The 18,721-nt window shown below is 31.9% G+C and carries 20 protein-coding genes; 3 read left to right on the forward strand and 17 right to left on the reverse strand.

The features are described 5' to 3' along the window. Positions 1-7 precede the first annotated feature (7 nt). Together M2651_RS06650 and M2651_RS06655 are read left to right on the forward strand one after the other, a co-directional pair. A complete protein-coding gene (locus tag M2651_RS06650) occupies positions 8-1,069 on the forward strand; it encodes an AraC family transcriptional regulator (RefSeq protein WP_252131568.1) in 1,062 nt (353 codons plus the stop codon). Positions 1,070-1,352: 283 nt separating this feature from the next. Then, a complete protein-coding gene (locus M2651_RS06655) occupies positions 1,353-2,750 on the forward strand; it encodes an MFS transporter (protein WP_252131569.1) in 1,398 nt (465 codons plus the stop codon). A 332-nt stretch (positions 2,751-3,082) separates the two neighbouring features. Here the strand turns inward: M2651_RS06655 and M2651_RS06660 are convergent, their stop codons facing one another. From M2651_RS06660 to M2651_RS06710, 11 genes are all read right to left on the reverse strand, one after another. After that, a complete protein-coding gene (locus M2651_RS06660) occupies positions 3,083-3,328 on the reverse strand; it encodes a PfkB family carbohydrate kinase (RefSeq protein ID WP_252131570.1) in 246 nt (81 codons plus the stop codon). Continuing rightward, positions 3,321-4,505: an ABC transporter permease gene (locus M2651_RS06665; RefSeq protein ID WP_252131658.1), complete on the reverse strand. Its 1,185-nt coding sequence runs from the start codon at positions 4,503-4,505 to the stop codon at positions 3,321-3,323. Before M2651_RS06665 ends, M2651_RS06660 begins: the two co-directional genes overlap by 8 nt. Before the next feature lie 49 nt (positions 4,506-4,554). Then, entirely contained in the window at positions 4,555-5,247 is a 693-nt protein-coding gene (locus M2651_RS06670) for an ABC transporter ATP-binding protein (RefSeq protein WP_252131571.1), read from the reverse strand. Then, positions 5,247-6,452 carry an efflux RND transporter periplasmic adaptor subunit gene (locus M2651_RS06675; protein ID WP_252131572.1) on the reverse strand — a complete coding sequence of 402 codons (1,206 nt, stop codon included), beginning with the start codon at positions 6,450-6,452 and terminating at the stop codon, positions 5,247-5,249. Before M2651_RS06675 ends, M2651_RS06670 begins: the two co-directional genes overlap by 1 nt. Before the next feature lie 75 nt (positions 6,453-6,527). After that, positions 6,528-7,388, reverse strand: coding sequence for a YhfM domain-containing protein (locus M2651_RS06680; RefSeq protein ID WP_252131573.1), 861 nt, complete (start codon positions 7,386-7,388; stop codon positions 6,528-6,530). 117 nt (positions 7,389-7,505) lie between these two features. Continuing rightward, the gene (locus tag M2651_RS06685) at positions 7,506-8,093 is read right to left on the reverse strand and encodes a PsbP-related protein (RefSeq protein ID WP_252131574.1); all 588 of its coding nucleotides are present in this window, start codon (positions 8,091-8,093) and stop codon (positions 7,506-7,508) included. 96 nt (positions 8,094-8,189) lie between these two features. Beyond that, complete coding sequence (locus M2651_RS06690; protein WP_252131575.1) at positions 8,190-9,443, reverse strand: DUF7922 domain-containing protein; 1,254 nt, start codon at positions 9,441-9,443, stop codon at positions 8,190-8,192. A 94-nt stretch (positions 9,444-9,537) separates the two neighbouring features. Further along, positions 9,538-10,386 (reverse strand): 16S rRNA (adenine(1518)-N(6)/adenine(1519)-N(6))-dimethyltransferase RsmA, encoded by an 849-nt coding sequence (gene rsmA / locus M2651_RS06695; protein WP_252131576.1) that lies wholly within the window; start codon positions 10,384-10,386, stop codon positions 9,538-9,540. A 1-nt stretch (position 10,387) separates the two neighbouring features. Next, on the reverse strand, positions 10,388-10,933 hold the full coding sequence (rnmV, locus tag M2651_RS06700; RefSeq protein ID WP_252131577.1) for a ribonuclease M5: 546 nt from the start codon (positions 10,931-10,933) through the stop codon (positions 10,388-10,390). 111 nt (positions 10,934-11,044) lie between these two features. Further along, a complete protein-coding gene (locus M2651_RS06705; RefSeq protein ID WP_252131578.1) occupies positions 11,045-12,127 on the reverse strand; it encodes a resuscitation-promoting factor in 1,083 nt (360 codons plus the stop codon). A 293-nt stretch (positions 12,128-12,420) separates the two neighbouring features. Further along, positions 12,421-13,191 (reverse strand): TatD family hydrolase, encoded by a 771-nt coding sequence (locus M2651_RS06710; RefSeq protein WP_252131579.1) that lies wholly within the window; start codon positions 13,189-13,191, stop codon positions 12,421-12,423. 195 nt (positions 13,192-13,386) lie between these two features. On the opposite strand from M2651_RS06710, the gene M2651_RS06715 reads away from it, so the two are divergent. After that, the gene (locus M2651_RS06715; RefSeq protein ID WP_252131580.1) at positions 13,387-13,584 is read left to right on the forward strand and encodes a cold-shock protein; all 198 of its coding nucleotides are present in this window, start codon (positions 13,387-13,389) and stop codon (positions 13,582-13,584) included. Between the two features lie 96 nt (positions 13,585-13,680). On the opposite strand, the gene glmM is transcribed toward M2651_RS06715, so the two are convergent. From glmM to M2651_RS06745, 6 genes are all read right to left on the reverse strand, one after another. Next, positions 13,681-15,030, reverse strand: coding sequence for a phosphoglucosamine mutase (glmM, locus tag M2651_RS06720; protein ID WP_252131581.1), 1,350 nt, complete (start codon positions 15,028-15,030; stop codon positions 13,681-13,683). Between the two features lie 131 nt (positions 15,031-15,161). Next, positions 15,162-15,692, reverse strand: coding sequence for a 2-oxoacid:ferredoxin oxidoreductase subunit gamma family protein (locus M2651_RS06725; RefSeq protein ID WP_252131582.1), 531 nt, complete (start codon positions 15,690-15,692; stop codon positions 15,162-15,164). 1 nt (position 15,693) lies between these two features. Continuing rightward, positions 15,694-16,488: a thiamine pyrophosphate-dependent enzyme gene (locus tag M2651_RS06730; protein WP_252131583.1), complete on the reverse strand. Its 795-nt coding sequence runs from the start codon at positions 16,486-16,488 to the stop codon at positions 15,694-15,696. A 58-nt stretch (positions 16,489-16,546) separates the two neighbouring features. After that, positions 16,547-17,644 (reverse strand): 3-methyl-2-oxobutanoate dehydrogenase subunit VorB, encoded by a 1,098-nt coding sequence (locus M2651_RS06735; RefSeq protein WP_252131584.1) that lies wholly within the window; start codon positions 17,642-17,644, stop codon positions 16,547-16,549. Between the two features lie 13 nt (positions 17,645-17,657). Next, complete coding sequence (locus M2651_RS06740) at positions 17,658-17,867, reverse strand: 4Fe-4S binding protein (protein ID WP_252131585.1); 210 nt, start codon at positions 17,865-17,867, stop codon at positions 17,658-17,660. A 26-nt stretch (positions 17,868-17,893) separates the two neighbouring features. After that, complete coding sequence (locus M2651_RS06745) at positions 17,894-18,559, reverse strand: P-loop NTPase family protein (protein ID WP_252131586.1); 666 nt, start codon at positions 18,557-18,559, stop codon at positions 17,894-17,896. Positions 18,560-18,721 lie beyond the last annotated feature (162 nt).

Raw genomic sequence — 18,721 nt, forward strand, 5'->3', positions numbered from 1 at the left:
CAGCAAAATGAATAAATCGCAATTAGACAAATTTCTAAGAAAACATACTCACCTTGAAGAATTAGCTTTAAAAACTCCTAATTTAATTCCTTCAATTTTTGAATTATCTGAAACTGATTGTAATGAATCTATTAATTTTCCACATATGAGTCTTATTTTTAATGACGACTTAAATAAAATCATTACTGTTATTCCTCCTGAGGATTGTAAACAGGCAAACTCTACCTTAGACTTTAATAAAAAAATTTTTTTCAGCATACATCCTCGTTTTCTGAAAGTAATGGAGCACAGCCATAACTATATTGAAATAATATTTGTTTATTCGGGAAAATGTAATCAGATAATAAATGGTAATAAAGTTATATTACAAGAAGGTGATATATGCTTCTTAGATACTAATGTAAAGCATAGCATAGAAATTGCTGATGAGAACGATATTATTATCAACTGCATTTTGGATACAAGCTATTTTGATACTGCTTTTTTGTGCAGACTATCTGAAAACGATATACTATCCAGCTTCTTTATTCGTTCTATTTATCAAAGCAAAGAATTCAATGAATATATTATTTTCCCTTATGATAAAAGCAGCAATGTAAAACAGATAATGACTAATATTCTATGCGAATATTACGATAAAAATCTATGCTCAAACGAAGTAATCAACTGTTATTTGATAGTACTTTTTGCAGAATTAATGCGCAGCTACAAAAATAGAATTAATGAACAGAACTATTTAACATTAAAAAACACTAAAATTTCTGACATTATTATGTATCTAGAAACTAATTATAAAACTGCCACTTTAGAATCTACAGCTAAACATTTTTATTTTAATCCAAGTTATTTAAGTACTATAATTAAAAAATTTACCGGTCAAACCTTTTTAGAAATTATACAAGAAATTAAAATTAAAAAAGCATATTTTCTATTAAAAAATTCTAATATGTCTATTGCTGAAATAGCTGATAAAATAGGATATTCAAATATGAGTTTTTTTTATCAGATATTTAAAAAGAAATATGACGTAACACCTGCAAAATTCAGAAAAAATTCAAACTATTTCTGATTAGAGCTGTTTTTTTATAAGAAAAAATCATTTTAATTAAAATATGACCATTTTTTATATAATTCTAAATATAAAAAATGGTCATATTTGTTATATAACTTCGTTATAGTAAACTTTTTCAAAACAACATATTATTTTAGCAGAAACATTTTTAAACACAACATAAATATAATCTTTTTTAAAACTATTAACATTAAATAAAGGAGGTGCATATTAAGACATATAAAACATTCTCATTTTATATCATACATAATAAAATTATATAATTTTTGGGGAGGTTCACATGATTATCAAAAATACACATAGTGAGAAAATTAATTTTCTTGAGAAAAGCGCTTTTGCTCTTGTAAATTTAGGAAATATTCCAATAATGGCACTTGTAAATTCTTTTTTACTAATATTTTATACTGATGTGGTTGGTCTTAATTCAGCATCAGTAGCTACATTATTTCTTTTAGCACGTATATTAGACGGAATTAATGATCCAATTATGGGATTTATCGTAGACCATCTTCCAAATACAAAAATGGGACGGTTTAGACCTTATTTAATTATAGGTTCTATTATATGTTCTTTAAATTACCTGCTGCTTTGGTTTGGACCTCTTTTAATTCCTGGAGCTAAACTTATTATAGTATATATTTCATACCTATTAATAGGAATTACCTTTGACTTTATGGATATTCCATTAAACAGCATGATTCCTGTAATGACAGATAAAGCAAATGAAAGAAACACTTTAAGTTCTATTAAGGGAACTTTTTATATGATAGGAATAATGGGCTTTAATATTGCAGCTCCGCTTGTTATAGCAAAATCTTCAAATCCTAAACAAGGTTATATCACATTAGTATGGATTGCAGTAATTTTAGTTTTAGCTTTATCTATTATTGGTACTTTAGGAATTAAAGAAAGAATCCAGCCTATAGAGCAAGAAAAATATAAATTTAAAGACATATTCCCAATTATATCATTAAGACCTGTTGCGGTTGCATTTTTAAATTCATTATTTAGTGGAATCAGTATGGCAGCAACTAGTGCTACTGGAATGTACTTTGCTGTTTATATCCTGCACAAACCTGAAGTACTTAGTGTTGTTGGTCTTCTATCAGTTGCTGGAATGATGCCAGGCCTTATATTCTCCGCTCCTCTTAGTAATAAATTTGGAAAAAAAGCAGTATTCTGTACAGGCATATTAATTTCAGCTATATTCCCTTTACTTAGACTTATTAACGTTACAAATTTACAATTATTTTATATTTGCTCTATTATAGGCGCTATAGGCGGCGGTTTAACTATGGCACTTAACTATGGTATTCAAGCTGATAACACTGACTACGTTGAATGGAAATTCAATCAACGTGCTGAAGGTGCAATTGCATCACTTAGTTCTTTCGTGACAAAAGCTGGAATGGGTTTTGGAGGAGCGATACCAGGTTATGTTCTAGCTGCAACAGGTTATGTTCCTAACACTCAGCAAACTGCTTCTGCAATCACTGGTATTATTCTTGTATGCATAGTGATTCCCTCAATCCTTTCTCTTTTAGGAGGTATAATTTTCACCTTTGGATATAAAATAGATAAAAAGACGCTTTTTCAAATAGAAAACGATTTGAATTCCAGAAGATCGGAAAATAATTTAAAAATTCACAATATAAACACAAATAGCATGAAAGTTTAAAATTTGCTTTATAACTAATTTATACAAAATATTTATACCACAGGAAACCTCAGCCTAAACGCTCCTGTGGTATTTTAAAATTAGTGTTACAAGTTAATCATTTACTTTAAAATTAGAAAACGTACATTTCTTCTACATAACTTCAAATATTCTATTTTAAATTTCTTGCCAGTATTTTATTAGCTTTCTTTCTAAAATCAGCCGCTGCTTTTTTGTGCTGTTGTTTTATTATATAAAACTAAATTTATGCAATCAACTAATACTGTTTCATTTGAAGGATTATACTATATAAAATTTATCTTCTGTTAAATTATGAATCTGTAACCTTTAAGCTATCTGTTAATTTCAAAACTACTTCTTAAGAGGCTTTCTATCTGTTCTCTGCTTGAAATATTCGCATCTCCTTTTATAGTATGTTTCAAGGCTGAAGCAGCAGTTGCAAAATCGACAGTTTTTTGTGGTTCAAATCTTTCCATTAATGCGTAAATAAGCCCAGCTGTAAAGGCATCTCCTCCTCCTACTCTATCCACTATTTCAAAACTAAACTTTTCACTTTCATATGTTATTTTTTTACTCATACCTAAGTGCCTCAATAGGATCTAAATTAGCGGCTTTTCTAGCAGGATATATCCCAAAAAATATTCCAACTGCTGAAGAAAACAGTATTGCCCCGATTATAACTCCAGCTGATAGTGACGGAGTTATGTTTGCAAAGCTGCCTATAAAATAAGCACCCGTAATTCCAGCTATCATACCGATTATTCCGCCGATTACTGATATTATAACTGACTCTGTTAAAAACTGAAGAAGTATTGCACTTGTAGTTGCTCCTATAGCTTTTCTTATACCTATTTCCCTTGTTCTTTCTGTTACAGAAACAAGCATTATATTCATAACTCCTATACCGCCTACTATAAGTGATATAGCTGCAACGGCTCCTATAAAAGCAGTAAAAATTCCAAGAACCTTATTTATCTGATCTAGCTGCTTAAGTGCATTTTCTACTTTATATTTACCTTTTCCTCTACTATTATGTCTGCTTTCAAGTATGTTTTTAGCACCATTTCCTGCCGCATCTGTGCTATCTTTATTAACAGCCATAAGTGTGAGCCTATCTATTGGGGCTTCTCCAGAATATACAGTCTCTACAAAGGTTGATGGAGCATAAGCAATAACAGGCATCTGGCTTACATCAAAGGCAAAGCCTCCCATATCCAATTTGTAAACTCCTACAATAGTAGCTTTAACTGGAGACTGTCTGCTTCCTATTTTTATACTTTTCCCAACGACATCAGTATATCCAAATAGTTCTCTTGCTGCATACTCATCTATTACTATAACAGGTTTCCCTTCAACATATTCTCTTTCGTTAAAAGTTCTTCCATATAACATTTCAACATTTTGAATTGGGAATATATCAGTATTAGCCCCTGTAATACTTGCTCTTTTATTTTTTGTTTCTGATATTGCCACTCCATTTTTTGTTACAGTAGGAGTTATATATTTTACAGTATCTACTTTCTGTTTAATTTGTTCTATATCCTTATAGGTTATATAATCGTTTTGCTCGGCCTTGGAAGTATCAACTGATACATTTACTGTAGCTGCTCCTATCTTTTCAAACTCTCCTGTTATTGTATTTTGACCACCTTGTCCAAGGGATACTATAGTAATTACTGAGCTTATACCTATAATTATTCCGAGCATAGTAAGAAATGAGCGCATTTTATTGGCCTTTATGCTTTCTATAGCCATTTTAAAATTTTCCGCAAAACTTGATAAAAAGTTCAAATGCAACCCTCCCTCATAATATTATCCTGTCTTTAACTTCATAATCATCTACTATTTCACCATCTCTGAACCTAACAACCCTTTTAGTATGCTGTGCTATATCCGGTTCATGTGTAACCATTATAATGGTAGCACCTTCGTTGTTTAAATCCTGAAATATCTTCATAATTTCAACGGAAGATTTTGTATCCAGATTTCCAGTAGGTTCGTCAGCCATGATAACTGCAGGAGTATTCACTATAGCTCTTGCAATTGCCACTCTCTGCTTTTGACCTCCTGATATTTCATTAGGTCTATGCTTAACTCTATCGCTTAAACCAACCTTATCTAGAGCCATTAATGCCTTTTCTCTTCTTATTTTTTTAGGTACTCCTGCATAAGCCATTGGAAGCTCAACATTTTCAAGCACAGTCATTCTTGGGAGCAGATTAAAAGCTTGAAAAACAAAACCTATTTCCCTGTTTCTTATATGAGCCAGCTGTTTATCAGTAAGGTTTGATACATTTTGACCATTTAAAATATAAGTTCCACTGTCCATTCTGTCTAAACAGCCTAAAATGTTCATCATTGTAGATTTTCCTGAACCTGAAGGCCCCATTATAGAAGTAAATTCCCCTTTTTCAATTTTAAGGCTTACCCCTTTAAGTGCAGTAAAATTTATATCTCCCGTTACATATCTTTTAACTACGTCTTTTATTTCTAACATTATTTATCATCTCCTGAGGCTTCCTTAACAAGAGTTCCACTCTTTATATTTTCAGAAGGATTTAATATTACTTTATCTCCATTCTTTACTCCCTCAACAACTTGAGCTTCCATATCTGACTGAAGACCTAGCTTAACTTCCTTTTCAACTGCCTTATTTCCTTCAATCAAATAAATAAAGGTTTTGTCTTCTTTTGTTGTTCTTATACTTTCAGCGGGAACCTTTAATACATTGGTTACTGAGCCAAGTAGTATATCTACATCTATGTCAAAATCTATTTTTAAGCCTTCTGGTTTATCCAATATATCAATTTCCACACCAAGAATAGTTTCTGAACCAGTTGCTGATACAGTCTTTTTAGCAGCTGGATCTACAAAAGATACTTTACCTTTATATTCCTTAGTACCGCTTTTAACTATAGCTTCCTGTCCAATTTGAACTTTATCTGCATCATACTTTCCAACAGACATAACAGCTTTTAAATTGTCAACATCTTGAACTGTTACAGCTGCTTGAGAACTTGCCACAGTAGCAGCACCTTCAGTAACATTTACAGCAGTAACTACCCCATCTAAACTTGCTGTAATCTTATCCTGACTCTTTGAAAGATTCTGCTTTGCTGTATCTAAGTTAATTTTAGCAAGTGATATTGCATTATCCGCTTGTTTTAATTGTTCATTTGTAAACGGAAGTTTTAAAGCATCTCTTTGCTGTTTCAGTTGAGCCTTTTGAGTTTCTAAAGCTGCTGCCTTTGCTGCTTCTTCTGGGTTTGTTTTTAATGCAGCAATTTGATTTTCTAAATCCGCAATTTGCTTATCTAAATCAGCCATCTTATTTTTCATTTCGTTATTGCTATTAACATACATCTGTTTAGTAAGCACAGCATTGTCATAGTTTATCTGAGCCTGTTTAACAGCTATGTTAGGATCTGTTATCTCATACTCCACTAAAACCTGACCAGCCTTTACTACATCTCCAACTTTAACGTTTACTTTTTTAACCTTCCCCTGTAATGGATAATAATCCTTACTGTTTTTTGATTTTATAGTAGCAGTAGTTGAAAGATAGGATTTTATATCTCCCTGCTGAACAGTTGAGGTTTTAACACTTATAACCTTTCCCTTGTTTTTGGCAGTTACTCTTAAAGATATTATTCCGCCTATAACTGCTATTATAATAATCCAAATAATAATCTTCTTTTTCATATATTCCCCTCCATGTTCAAATTGTGTAGTTTAAGGCACGTGACAAATACTCAAAATTTTATCATGTGCCTTAAACTAAAAGGTTGATGGCTTATCATTTTCCGTATATACCTTTGTGTTCCATCTTCCATCCTTAAAGTTATCCGAAACTTGTATATAATATTTTTTTTCACTTTTATTTGTATTATCCCAGAAGGTAATCTCACATTTGTATAAGAAAGTCTTATAACCTACTGTTCTTATACTCATAGTAACGTCATAAACTTTAGTTTGTCCATTGGTTTTTGACGGCTCAATCAGTTCAGCATTATTAACTTTAAGTGATAAATTGCTTTTAAATTCTTCTAAATCAGTAGAAAGGATAAATTTTGCTGCTTCTACATCATCATAAATATTGATGCCGATTGATTTTCCTTTTCCATCTCCCTGAGAATACTGCTCTATCTGACTAAGTAAAGTCCCATAGTAAACTTCATTAAAATCATTAGGTTTTCTAACATTCCAAAAATTTTTAATTATGTCATTATCAATTCTCTTTGAAACAATATAAATTTTATCATCACTATATAGATTTCCTGCATCTTTTTTATCCAGTCCAGCTATATAGTTAAATTTATATACCTTATTTATGCCTTCTTCCATTTCAAATATATAATCAGGCTCTAATGCGGATTTAGCCTGAACTGGCTTTGCTTGAGAAAGTATGTCATAAAGTTCTGAAATAGCATTCTTATCAGTAACTATAAATCTAAATCCAGGATCTCTTGTACTTTGAATTACTATTTTTTTAATTTTTCCCTGTTTTATATATTCAAAATCATTATTTTTCATACCAAGCCTAACCTTTAGCTCATCTATTTTATCGCAACCAGAAAATAATGAAATTAAAAATATTACTAAAAACAGACTAAGCAAAGTTTTTTTTTGTATCAACACCTTTTCTCCCCTTATCCTTATATGTTCCTTAAAAAAGAGAAGCTATTGCTTCTCTTTACTTTAAATAAATTATAATACTTTAATCATACTAAATCAACGAATTATAAATAAATGATTTTACTTCTTTACTTCAAAAGTATCAACTATAGTTTTAAATATAGTAGGCATATTTTCTTTAAAATTTTTTTCTCTAACATAGAATGAAAATCTGAAAAATTTATCTTTATCTTTTAGAAAATACTCATAACCCTTAAAAACAGCATTTTCAGAAGTTTTCATAGTAAATATAATTAAATATCCCTCATGTTTCTTTACTGTTATTGGAATAAGTTCATACTGCTTATAACTTGCATATTTTACTCCTGACTCCTTGCTCTTGTCTAAAAAGTTTTTTAAATCTTCTTTCATATTCCACACTTGAACAAATCCATGAATAATTGCATCCTCTGATTCAAAATTATTATGATAAACTATCTCTTCTCCGTCAAAATTTTCTTTTTTAGTTATCCACTCACTAGGAAGCTTATAACTGAAATTAAGTTCAGGCACATCATACTTTTTAAGAGAGGTTATATTGTTCTGCATTAAAGCTACATATTTTAACCTATCATCAAATTTTTTTTCAAGACCAAATAAAACTAACATAAGACCAACTATAATTATAGTGACCCCAATTCTTTTTCTGTTTAATATGATTAATTTCATTATCCTCCCCTACCTATAAGCATTGTTATTTAATTATATGTACAAGCAGTAAAAAATAGAATGAAGAACTTTTCATTCTTCATTCTAAAGCTTATCTTATTTTACAGGTATTACAATTGTTGAATTTCTGAAATCATAGAACATAAGCCAGTATCCAAAGCTATCTTCATCTTCTTCTCCTTCTCTTAATGGAACCCACGTTACAAAACCTGTTTTTCCTCCAAAAGGCTGATCTGTTCTTGATTTTGTTCCTGGTATACCGTAGATTAAATACTTCATTTTACCATCTTTATCACATTTATAACCTAATACAAAATGTCCAAATTTATTAATATAAGGATAGTAATTCATCATTGGGTAGTAAGCTACAGTATATTTATTATATTCTCTGCAGTTTGTCATATCCTCTGGCCTGTTTACAGGTACTTTAAACCACCTGCATCTTTTAATTTCAGTGCAAATACCTTCTAACTCTTCAAATCCAGCAGCCAAGTTCATAAAGAATTCTCCTGCTCTGCCTTTAGGATAGTTTTTATCTTCATGTTTTGACTTTTCTTTATCCTCACAGCTGTCTTTTTTACTCTTCTTCTTTTTATGCCTGCTGTCTTCAAATTCATTGGTTTCTTCAACTTCATCCGTTTCTTCATATTCATCGGTTTCTTCAACTTCGTCCGCTTTTATTTCCTGGTTTATATTATCTCTTTTCATATTTTCCTCTTCAGATTGTACAGGTTTTTCTTTGTTATTATCTTTATTCTTTAATTCTTCAATTTTTTGCTCATACTCATCGAATATATTTTCCGGCTCTGCTTTTATCTCTTCAGCCTGTTCATTTTTATTTTCTACTACTTTCTCCAGCACTTCAGCTTCCTTAACCTTATTAACTTCCTTAACTTCTTTATCCTCATTTCGTTTCATTTCTTCTTCAATTACAGTAAAACTTTTCCATTCTGGAATATCCGTTGTTGTAAAACCGCTCATAACAGGTATTAAATTTGAATTCATAAACTTAACTATTCCGGCACCAATAACCTTGTCGATATTTATGCCGCAGTTAGCAACATTTTCTGCTGGATATTCATAACATACCTCTGCCCTTCCGTGGTCGTCTATGTTCAGTTCATTAAGCTTTATAAGCTTATTAACGTCTTTTTTACCACAGATTAATATCATATAGTAAGGTGCGCTTTCTTTTTTTAAGTTTTGGACGTAATAAGATATTTTGCATTTATCATTTTTTATTTCCAATTTAGCATAACCAGAAGGCAATTTGTCAGAGGCTAAAGCATAACCTTTTTCATCTTCTTGTAGTATTATAAAATATCTACTGTAGCTCTTTTTTTGCGTCAACTCTTGTCCCTCCAAAAAAATTATTCAATATAGTATATGAAATGCAATTAGAAAAGTGAACAATAATAAAAAAATACCCATACAAAAAGTATGTTTAACTTTTTGTATGGGTTAAGCTGTATATAGCATTTGAAAGATTTGCAAACTCTTGAAGTGAAAGAGTTTCGCCTCTTCTTTTAGGATCTATTTCTGCACAATTAAAAGCTTCTTCCATAAGCTTAGAATCTAGCTTTAAATTCTTTGAAGCGTTCCATAAAGTTTTTCTTCTCATATTAAAAGCTTCTCTGCATAGTCTGAAAAACAGCTTCTCATCCTTTACTTCAACTCTTGGCTTATCTAATTTGTCCAATTTAATAACTATAGATTCAACCTTAGGCTGTGGAATAAAAGATGCAGGTGAAACCTTTCTTATAATTTTTGTATCGCAATAATATTGAACAAGAATGGAAAGTGAACCATAATCCTTTGAATTAGGCTTTGCTGCTATTCTTTCTCCTACTTCTTTTTGAATCATAATAGTTAGCGATTTAAAATTATAGCCTTCATTTAAAAGCTTTGCTATTATTGGAGTTGTTACGTAATAAGGAAGATTAGCAACTACCTTTACAGACTTTTCATCTCCTATAAGCTCATTAAAGTTTACTTTTAAAGCATCTTTATGTATAAGTTCAAAATTATCAAATTCTTTTAATTCTTCATTTAAAATTGGAATCAATTCAGAATCAAGCTCTATAGAGCACACCTTTTTACTCCTTTTTAAAAGCTCTCTTGTTAGTGTACCTACCCCAGGTCCAATTTCTATAATAAAATCTTCACTATTTACTTCTGCGCCTTCAACAATATCCATAAGCACACTGTCATCTATTAAAAAATTTTGTCCTAAACTTTTTGTAAATTTAAATCCATACTTTTTAACTATATCTTTAGTTGATACCTGATTCATATTATTTTTCTCCTATTTCAATACGTTTTAAAGCTTCTATAAATTCCTCACGAGTTATTCCATAGTTATTTAATCTAGTTATAAATTGGCTGGAATTAGAGTAGCCTATTCCAAGTTCTCTTCCAAGTGCTTCCCGCCTTTCCTTAGCTTTATTATCTCCCGTGAGACCAAAGAATATTAAATCCTGAACATTAAATTCTTCTCTTTTGTCTTTTATTTCACACTTTGCAGACTGAAGTGCTCTTATTATAGTTTCTGGAGAGGCATTTTCAACTCCTATATCCCCATCTTTGCTTCCTTCCTTTTGAGTTATGTAAGCATGCTTTATGCCTGGTACCCTTTTAGCTATAATCCTTCTTATTTTTTCTCCTGCAAAATCCGGGTCTGTAAGCACGATAACACCTTGTCTCTTCTGAGCTTCCTTTATTCTTCCTATTACTTTTGCATTTATGCCAAAGCCGCCTACTGCTATAACTTCTGCATCAACTGCCCTTTTAACAGCAGTTACATCATCTCTTCCTTCAACCACTATTACTTCTTTTATCATAAACCATATCTCCCTAGTTTTAATTGCTCATTATATTTTGAAATAACTATACTAAAATGTCAAGAAAAAAGAAAGCAGTAATGTTCTGCTTTCTTTCAAAAATAAATCTTTTTACTTTAAGATATGAACAGTTACTGTTCTAACTCCCCATTGCATGCACTCTGCATTTGAGTTAAAGAAAACATCTATCTTGTTTCCTTTTATAGCTCCGCCAGTATCCTCTGCTATTGCATAGCCGTAACCTTCAATATACATTTTAGTACCATAAGGAATAACTCTTGGATCTACTGCTACAGTACTATAGCCACTAATATCTCTTCTAGCTCTAGTACCAGTTGCAGTCCTTCCAAAACCAGGATCTCCAGGCCGTTTGCCCGTACTTTTATAATCTGCTGTATATGCTGTACTTCTAACTGTAAAACTGGTTTTAATCTGAGTATTGCTTATTGAAGCTATAGTACTTAAACCGCTTCCGCCACGAGAAGCTACAAGTTTAGTAACCTTAGGAGCAACATAAGTTCCTACAGCTATCACTTTTGCAACTGGAGCTTTTGTAACAGTTTCATTTATCACTGTTCTTGATACTTCATTTCCGTCTTCATATACTACATTTGTAGCTATTACTTTCTCACCTGTTTGACCTTCTTGAAGTACCTTTCTCTTTCCTTTTTCAAGCTTTGTATCATTGGTTAATTTAGTTGAAAATTGTATAGGCTGAGTTTCCTCAATAATTTTTGACTCAACTCTTGTAACTGTTAATTTTAAACCTTCTTGTATAGGTATATCTTTTCCAGGCATAACTTTATCATTATTATCTATGTTTATGCCCTCTGCTTTAAACATTTTGTCTACTGTATCCTCTGCAGTCTGAATTTCTAAATTTTTACCATCTACAGTTACAATTATATTTACAGCCTTTTTAATATCTATTCTGTCATTTTTCTTAAGTACAGTGTCTAAACTTGGTATTGTCTTATCCTTAGGACCTAAAACTATGTTATTTTCCTTTAATACATCTTGAAAAGTGTTTTTATAAGTATTTATTTTTGTTTCTTTACCATCTATTGATACAATTACAGTTTTTTCAGCGGCATCAATAATTGAAGTTATGCCGATAAGTATCAATAATAAAATAAATATTGTCTTAGGTCCATTTGAAAAACAGCTTTTTAAAGCATTTTTCAACTTATCCATTTTTTACTACCTCCCCTAAGCAAAAGCGGCATTTAAAATACTCCACCTGAGCTTAAATTATTAGACTGCTAAAATGCATAACTATGCATAAGGAAAAAAAAATAAATGATTGCAGTAATAAATTTAATTTGCAGTCTTTAATATGAGGTTGTTAAAAATAGACAATACCTATGAATACACAATTATGTGCGATACTTTCTTCCTAAAAATGTAATACATTTAATTATATGACATATTTTAGAATTTTAATCATTTTAATAGCAAAAAAATAAACAGGCTTTCCCTGTTTACACTTAATATATATTTAATAATTTCTTAGTATTATCTATTGTAACTTTTGATATTTCTTCTTCTGTTACTCCTTTAATTTCTGCTATTTTTTCTATAATATATTTAATGTAATCTGACCTATTCCTTTTACCTCTATAAGGTGTTGGTGCCATATAAGGACAGTCAGTTTCAACTAACATTCTAGAAAGAGGTACTTCCTTAACTACCTCAATTATCTTTTTTGCATTTTTAAAAGTAACTACACCAGTAAAACCAATATAATAACCAAGCTTCAAACATTCTCGTGCAAATTCCACACTACCTGAAAAACAGTGTATTACTCCATTTACTTGTGGAAACTCCTTTAAAATACTCAATGTGTCTTCATGTGCATCTCTGTCATGAATTACTACAGGCAGTTTTAATTCATCTGCTAGATTCATTTGTGCTCTAAAAACTTTTTTTTGTATATCTCTAGCTGGATTTTCTTCATAGTAATAGTCAAGTCCAATTTCTCCAATGGCCTTAACCTTTTTATTTTTTGCAAGAAGCCTTAACTTACCTAACACATCATCATTAAAATCCTCTGCATGTTCTGGATGAATTCCAACTGCAGCATAAAAAAAATCATATTTATCTGCCAATTCAACTGATTGTATTGTACCATCAAAAGATGCGCCACAATTTAAAACTCCGATTACTCCCATTTCTTTAAGTTCTTCTATTACCTTATCTCTATCCTCATTAAAAGCTTCATCATCATAATGGGCATGGGAATCAAAAATATTTATCATACCTTTTCCTCCTTTTGTTAGTCTGTAATATACACTTTACCCTAAAAATATTTGTTTTACAACTAAAACCATTAATTTAAAATAAATAATGCTGTAATTGAATAAATTACAAATAAGTTGGCAAAATATATAATATTAATAGGTTACTTAAGATTAATCTATTGTAGTTTTTATATACTTAGGAGGTTTATTCAAATGCAGGGAACAGTAAAATGGTTTAATTCACAAAAAGGTTTTGGTTTTATCACTACTGACGATGGAAAAGATGTATTTGTTCATTATTCAGGAATTCAGACAACAGGATTTAAAACCCTAAATGAAGGTGATAAGGTTTCCTTTGATTTAACTCAAGGAGAAAAGGGAGATCAGGCTGTAAACGTAAAAACTCTTTAATATAAATATATTTAACATAGTAATATGCTTAATATTAATTGGGTTTTATAACATAAAAAGTAGAGAATTTATATTTTTCTCTACTTTTTATTATTTTTATCTATTTGCTTTTTCCTCAATTAATTTGGCAAGTGAATTAGCCATTTCATCTATTTCAGCCTGGTCTTCACCTTCAAGCATGACTCTTACTAAAGGCTCTGTTCCAGAAGGTCTTATAAGAACTCTTCCAACACCATGAAGTTTTTCTTCTATATTCTTAATTTCATTTGCTATTTCTTCATCTGTTTCATGAATATCCTTCTTATCATTAGGAACCTTGGCATTTACAAGCACCTGTGGAAGCTCCTTCATCATGGAAGCTAATTCAGAAAGCTTCTTCTCGCTTTTTTTAACAATAGCAGTAAGTTGAAGTGCTGTCAAAAGTCCATCTCCTGTAGTATTATGCTCAAGAAATATAATATGCCCTGACTGTTCCCCTCCAAGCTTATAGCCTTCTTTAACCATTTCTTCAAGTACGTATCTGTCTCCAACCTTAGTCTTAATAGATTTAATTCCTTCTTTGCTTAAAGCAATATCAAGTCCAAGATTACTCATTACAGTTACTACAACTGCATTATTATCAAGCTTTCCTTGTTCTTTTAAATATTTGCCGCAAATTGCTATCATAAAGTCTCCGTGAACAAGGTTTCCTTTTTCATCAACAGCAAGGCATCTGTCTGCATCTCCGTCAAAAGCAAGACCTAAATCACAGCCCTTTTTAACTACATACTCCATAAGTTCTTCCGGATGAGTAGAGCCGCAGTTTTTGTTTATATTTACTCCATCTGGGTCATTGTTTATTACAACAACCTCAGCACCAAGACTTCTGAAAGTTTCAACAGCAGCTTTGTAGCTTGCTCCATTAGCACAATCTAAGGCTACCTTCATTCCCTTAAAGTTTATATCTACCGTAGACTTAACAAATTCGATATAATGCTCAAGTGCAGCTTCTTCAACAATTTTTCTTCCTAAATCTGCACCTGTAGGTAAAGGTACACCTTGAAACCCATTTTCTATTACAGCTTGTATTCTATCTTCCAGTTCGTCTGAAAGCTTATATCCTTGACTGTTAAAAAATTTAATTCCATTATATTCAACTGGATTATGTGAAGCAGAGATTACTACTCCTGCATCCGCTCCATACTTTCTTGTTAAGTAAGCAACAGCTGGAGTTGGCACAACACCTAAACATACCGCTTCTGCCCCAACTGAAAGTATTCCAGCAACAAGTGCTGATTCAAGCATATCTCCTGAAATTCTCGTATCCATTCCAACTAATATTTTAGGCTTATGAGCCCCTTCCGTTAAAACATAAGCACCAGCCCTACCCAAATTATAAGCCAGTTCTGCAGTAAGCTCACTATTTGCAATACCTCTGACTCCGTCTGTCCCAAACATTCTTCCCATATCTATTACCTCACTTTATATTGTTTACATAAACATACAGAATAATTATATAATATGTAGAAATTTATTACAATGTTAAAAGGTGGTATTATATTTGAATACATTAAGATATAAGAATACAATAGTATAAGCTATACTGCGTATTGTGCTCCTTTTTCTAGAGCCTTTATATTAATTTCATAGAAATCTTCTTTGCCATGCTCCTTTAGTGCCTTCAGCAAATTTTTCATAGAAACTATCTTTGTTTTAGCAACTAATGCCCCTAACAGCACCATGTTAGCTATTGTCTTGCTTCCTATTTCTTCTGCTATAGTTTGAGCTGGTATACTTATTACTTCTATATCATTTCTCCCTGGAAGTCTGTTTACTAAGTCACTGTCTAATATCAAAAGTCCCTTTGGTTTTATAGCATATTCAAATTTATCTAAAGAGGGTCTGTTCATAACTACTAATGTAGAAGCTTTGTTTACAATAGGAGAACCTACTATATTATCTGTCAGAATAACAGAACAATTGGCAGTTCCTCCTCTCATTTCTGGACCATAAGATGGAAGCCATGAAACATTAAGTCCTGCTTCCATTCCTGCGTAAGCTAAAAATTTTCCCATAGATAGAATGCCTTGTCCTCCAAAGCCTGCAAACAATATTTCTTGTGATAACATTCTACTTCCCCTCCTGTGTTTTATTACTGCACTGAGAGCTCATTAATCTCTCTGTCTCCTTAGTGCTATCTTTCTTTACGCCAAGTGAGTAATAAGGAATCATATTCTCTCTAAGCCACTTAAAAGATTCTGCAGTGGAAAGTCCCCAATTGGTAGGGCAAATAGATAATATCTCAACCATTGAAAAACCTTTTTTTGCAAGCTGATTTTCAAAAGCTTTCTTTATAGCCTTTTTTGCTTTAATAACATTAGGTACGCTGTCTACAGAAACTCTTTCTATATATGAAGCTCCATCTAAAGTTGCAAGCATCTCTGCTACTCTTATTGGAAAGCCTGCTGTTTTAACATCTCTTCCATAAGGTGAAGTTTCTGTGATTTGACCTGGAAGTGTTGTTGGAGCCATTTGTCCTCCCGTCATTCCGTATATACAGTTATTTACAAATATAGTTGTAATATTTTCTCCTCTTGTTGCAGCATGAACAATTTCAGCTGTACCTATTGCTGCAAGATCTCCGTCTCCTTGGTAGGTAAATACTACGCTATCAGGATTTGCTCTTTTTACTCCTGTAGCTACTGCTGGTGCCCTGCCGTGAGCTGCCTGAAACATATCGCAGGCAAAATAATCATATGCTAATGTTGAACACCCAACCGGCGCTATACCTACAGTTTTATCCAAAATACCAAGTTCATCTATAACCTCAGCAACTAATCTATGTATTATTCCATGTGTACATCCTGGGCAATAATGTGTAGGCACATCTAATAATGCCTGCGGTGGTTGAAAAACTATTGCCATTAAAACTTCCTCCTTGTATTTCTCATAAGCACATAACAGTCAATAATTGCTATGCCTTCTATATATGTTGCACAGAAAAATTGTCAATACTTCTATTTCCTATTATGTCTTTAATCTTATTAAAAATTTCTTCTGGATGAGGTACCATTCCCCCGGCTCTCCCATAAAAGTATACTGGCTTTCTGCCATTTACTGAAAGTTTAACATCCTCAACCATTTGACCTAAACTCATTTCAACTGATATATATCCAAATTTAGTATTATTTACTGTGTTTTCAAAAGCTTCTGACGGAAATGGCCATAGTGTTATTGGTCTTATAAGCCCAAGCTTTACACCTTTTTCTTCAGCTGTTTTTATTACGTTCCTACATATTCGTGAAGTAGTTCCATAAGCAACCATTATTAAATCACATTCCTCTTCACAATTATAAAGTTCATATCTTACTTCATTCTTTATTATTTCATCATACTTTGCCTTAAGCTTCAGATTATGTCTTTCTAGCTCTTCTGGGTTTAAAAATAAGGAATTTATAACATTATGCTCTTTTCTGCCTCTAAGTCCTGTTGCTGCCCAAGTCTTCTCTGTAAGTTCTCTCTTTTTTCTTTCTTTAAATTCAACAGGTTCCATCATTTGTCCAAGCATTCCATCTCCCATAATCATGCAGGGAGTTCTATAAACATCTGCTACATCAAAAGCTTCCTGAACTAAATCAACCATTTCCTGTACAGAAGCTGGTGCAAAAATCGGCATATAAAAATCACCATGGCCCCCTCCCTTTGTTGCCTGAAAATAATCAGACTGTGCAGGCTGAATTCCCCCAAGCCCAGGTCCCCCTCTTACAATATTTACAATAACACAAGGAAGCTCTGCTCCTGCTAAATAAGATATTCCTTCTGCTTTTAAACTTATTCCCGGGCTTGATGAAGAGGTTAAAACTCTTACCCCTGTTCCAGCTGCTCCATAAACCATATTTATAGCTGCTATTTCACTTTCTGCCTGCAGAAATACTCTCCCAAGCTTTGGCATCATTTTAGACATGTAGGCAGCTAGTTCTGTCTGAGGTGTAATTGGATAACCAAAAAAACAATGACAGTTAGCTCGTATGGCTGCTTCTCCTATTGCTTCATTACCTTTCATTAATACTTTTTCATTCATTGCTATATCACCTCTATTTTTCCACTACTATAACGCAATCCGGACACATTTTTGCACAAGAAGCACAGCCTATACACTGGCTCATTTTATCTTCTGTAACTTCAGCTGGATGATACCCTTTGTTATTTAATTTCTCTGAAAAAGATATTATATTTTTAGGACAAGCCTTAATACAATTTCCACAACTTTTACATCTTTCTTCTCTAAAGGTAACTCGCGACATAGAATTCACTCCTAAAACTTATTATTTTATCTCCATGGCGGTTTCATGTATATATCTATTGGAAAAATCTCACCTTTAACTTTACCTTTTATATCTTCAGCCATATCTCTTCTGCATACAGTAAATTTATATGGAATACCTAACTTTTGAGAAAGCTCATATACTTCCCTATCCCCCTTAAATATATCTTCTAAGGTTGTTTCATAGGATAAATTAGTATTTGAAATTAATTGTGTAACCTTGAGCCTTGAGGCAAATTGTATACTTTTTATATATTCCTCTGTTAATTCTGCATCAAGAGTTAAAGGTCTGTTATTATTAACTACAAAATATAAATCATAAGGTTCCTCTTTAAAAAATCTGTTATATTGCCCAAGAACTACTGCACCTGATTCATCTCCTCCTATATCTATAACAACTTCATAAGATTTATCATTAAATACAGAAAATATTTCTGCCGGCACTACTGCTAATTCAGCATTAGAGTAGTGAGGATTCGATGAAATAACTCTTATACCATACTGTTTTTCTAAATAGTCCTTAATATCCCTAACACAAAAATAAGGATTAACTATATCTATATCAACAATAGCAGCTTTTTTTCCCTCTTTTATAAGATTAATAGCATAGTTTATAGCTATTTCAGTTTTTCCACTTCCAAAGTGCCCAGTAAAAACTCTTATTCTGCTCATATGTTCTCCTATTCTTTTTTGTCTATATTATAACACAAATATTTCTTATCATATATTCAGCTTGTCTGCGTATAAGTATGAACCTCCCTTTTTATTTGAAACGTTTACGAACTTTCTGTTTAATAGATTGCATCATTGACACAATCTATTAATTTTATTTCA

It is taken from the genome of Clostridium caldaquaticum (genome assembly GCF_023806125.1).
Taxonomy (GTDB): Bacteria; Bacillota; Clostridia; order Clostridiales; family Clostridiaceae; genus Clostridium_AT; species Clostridium_AT caldaquaticum.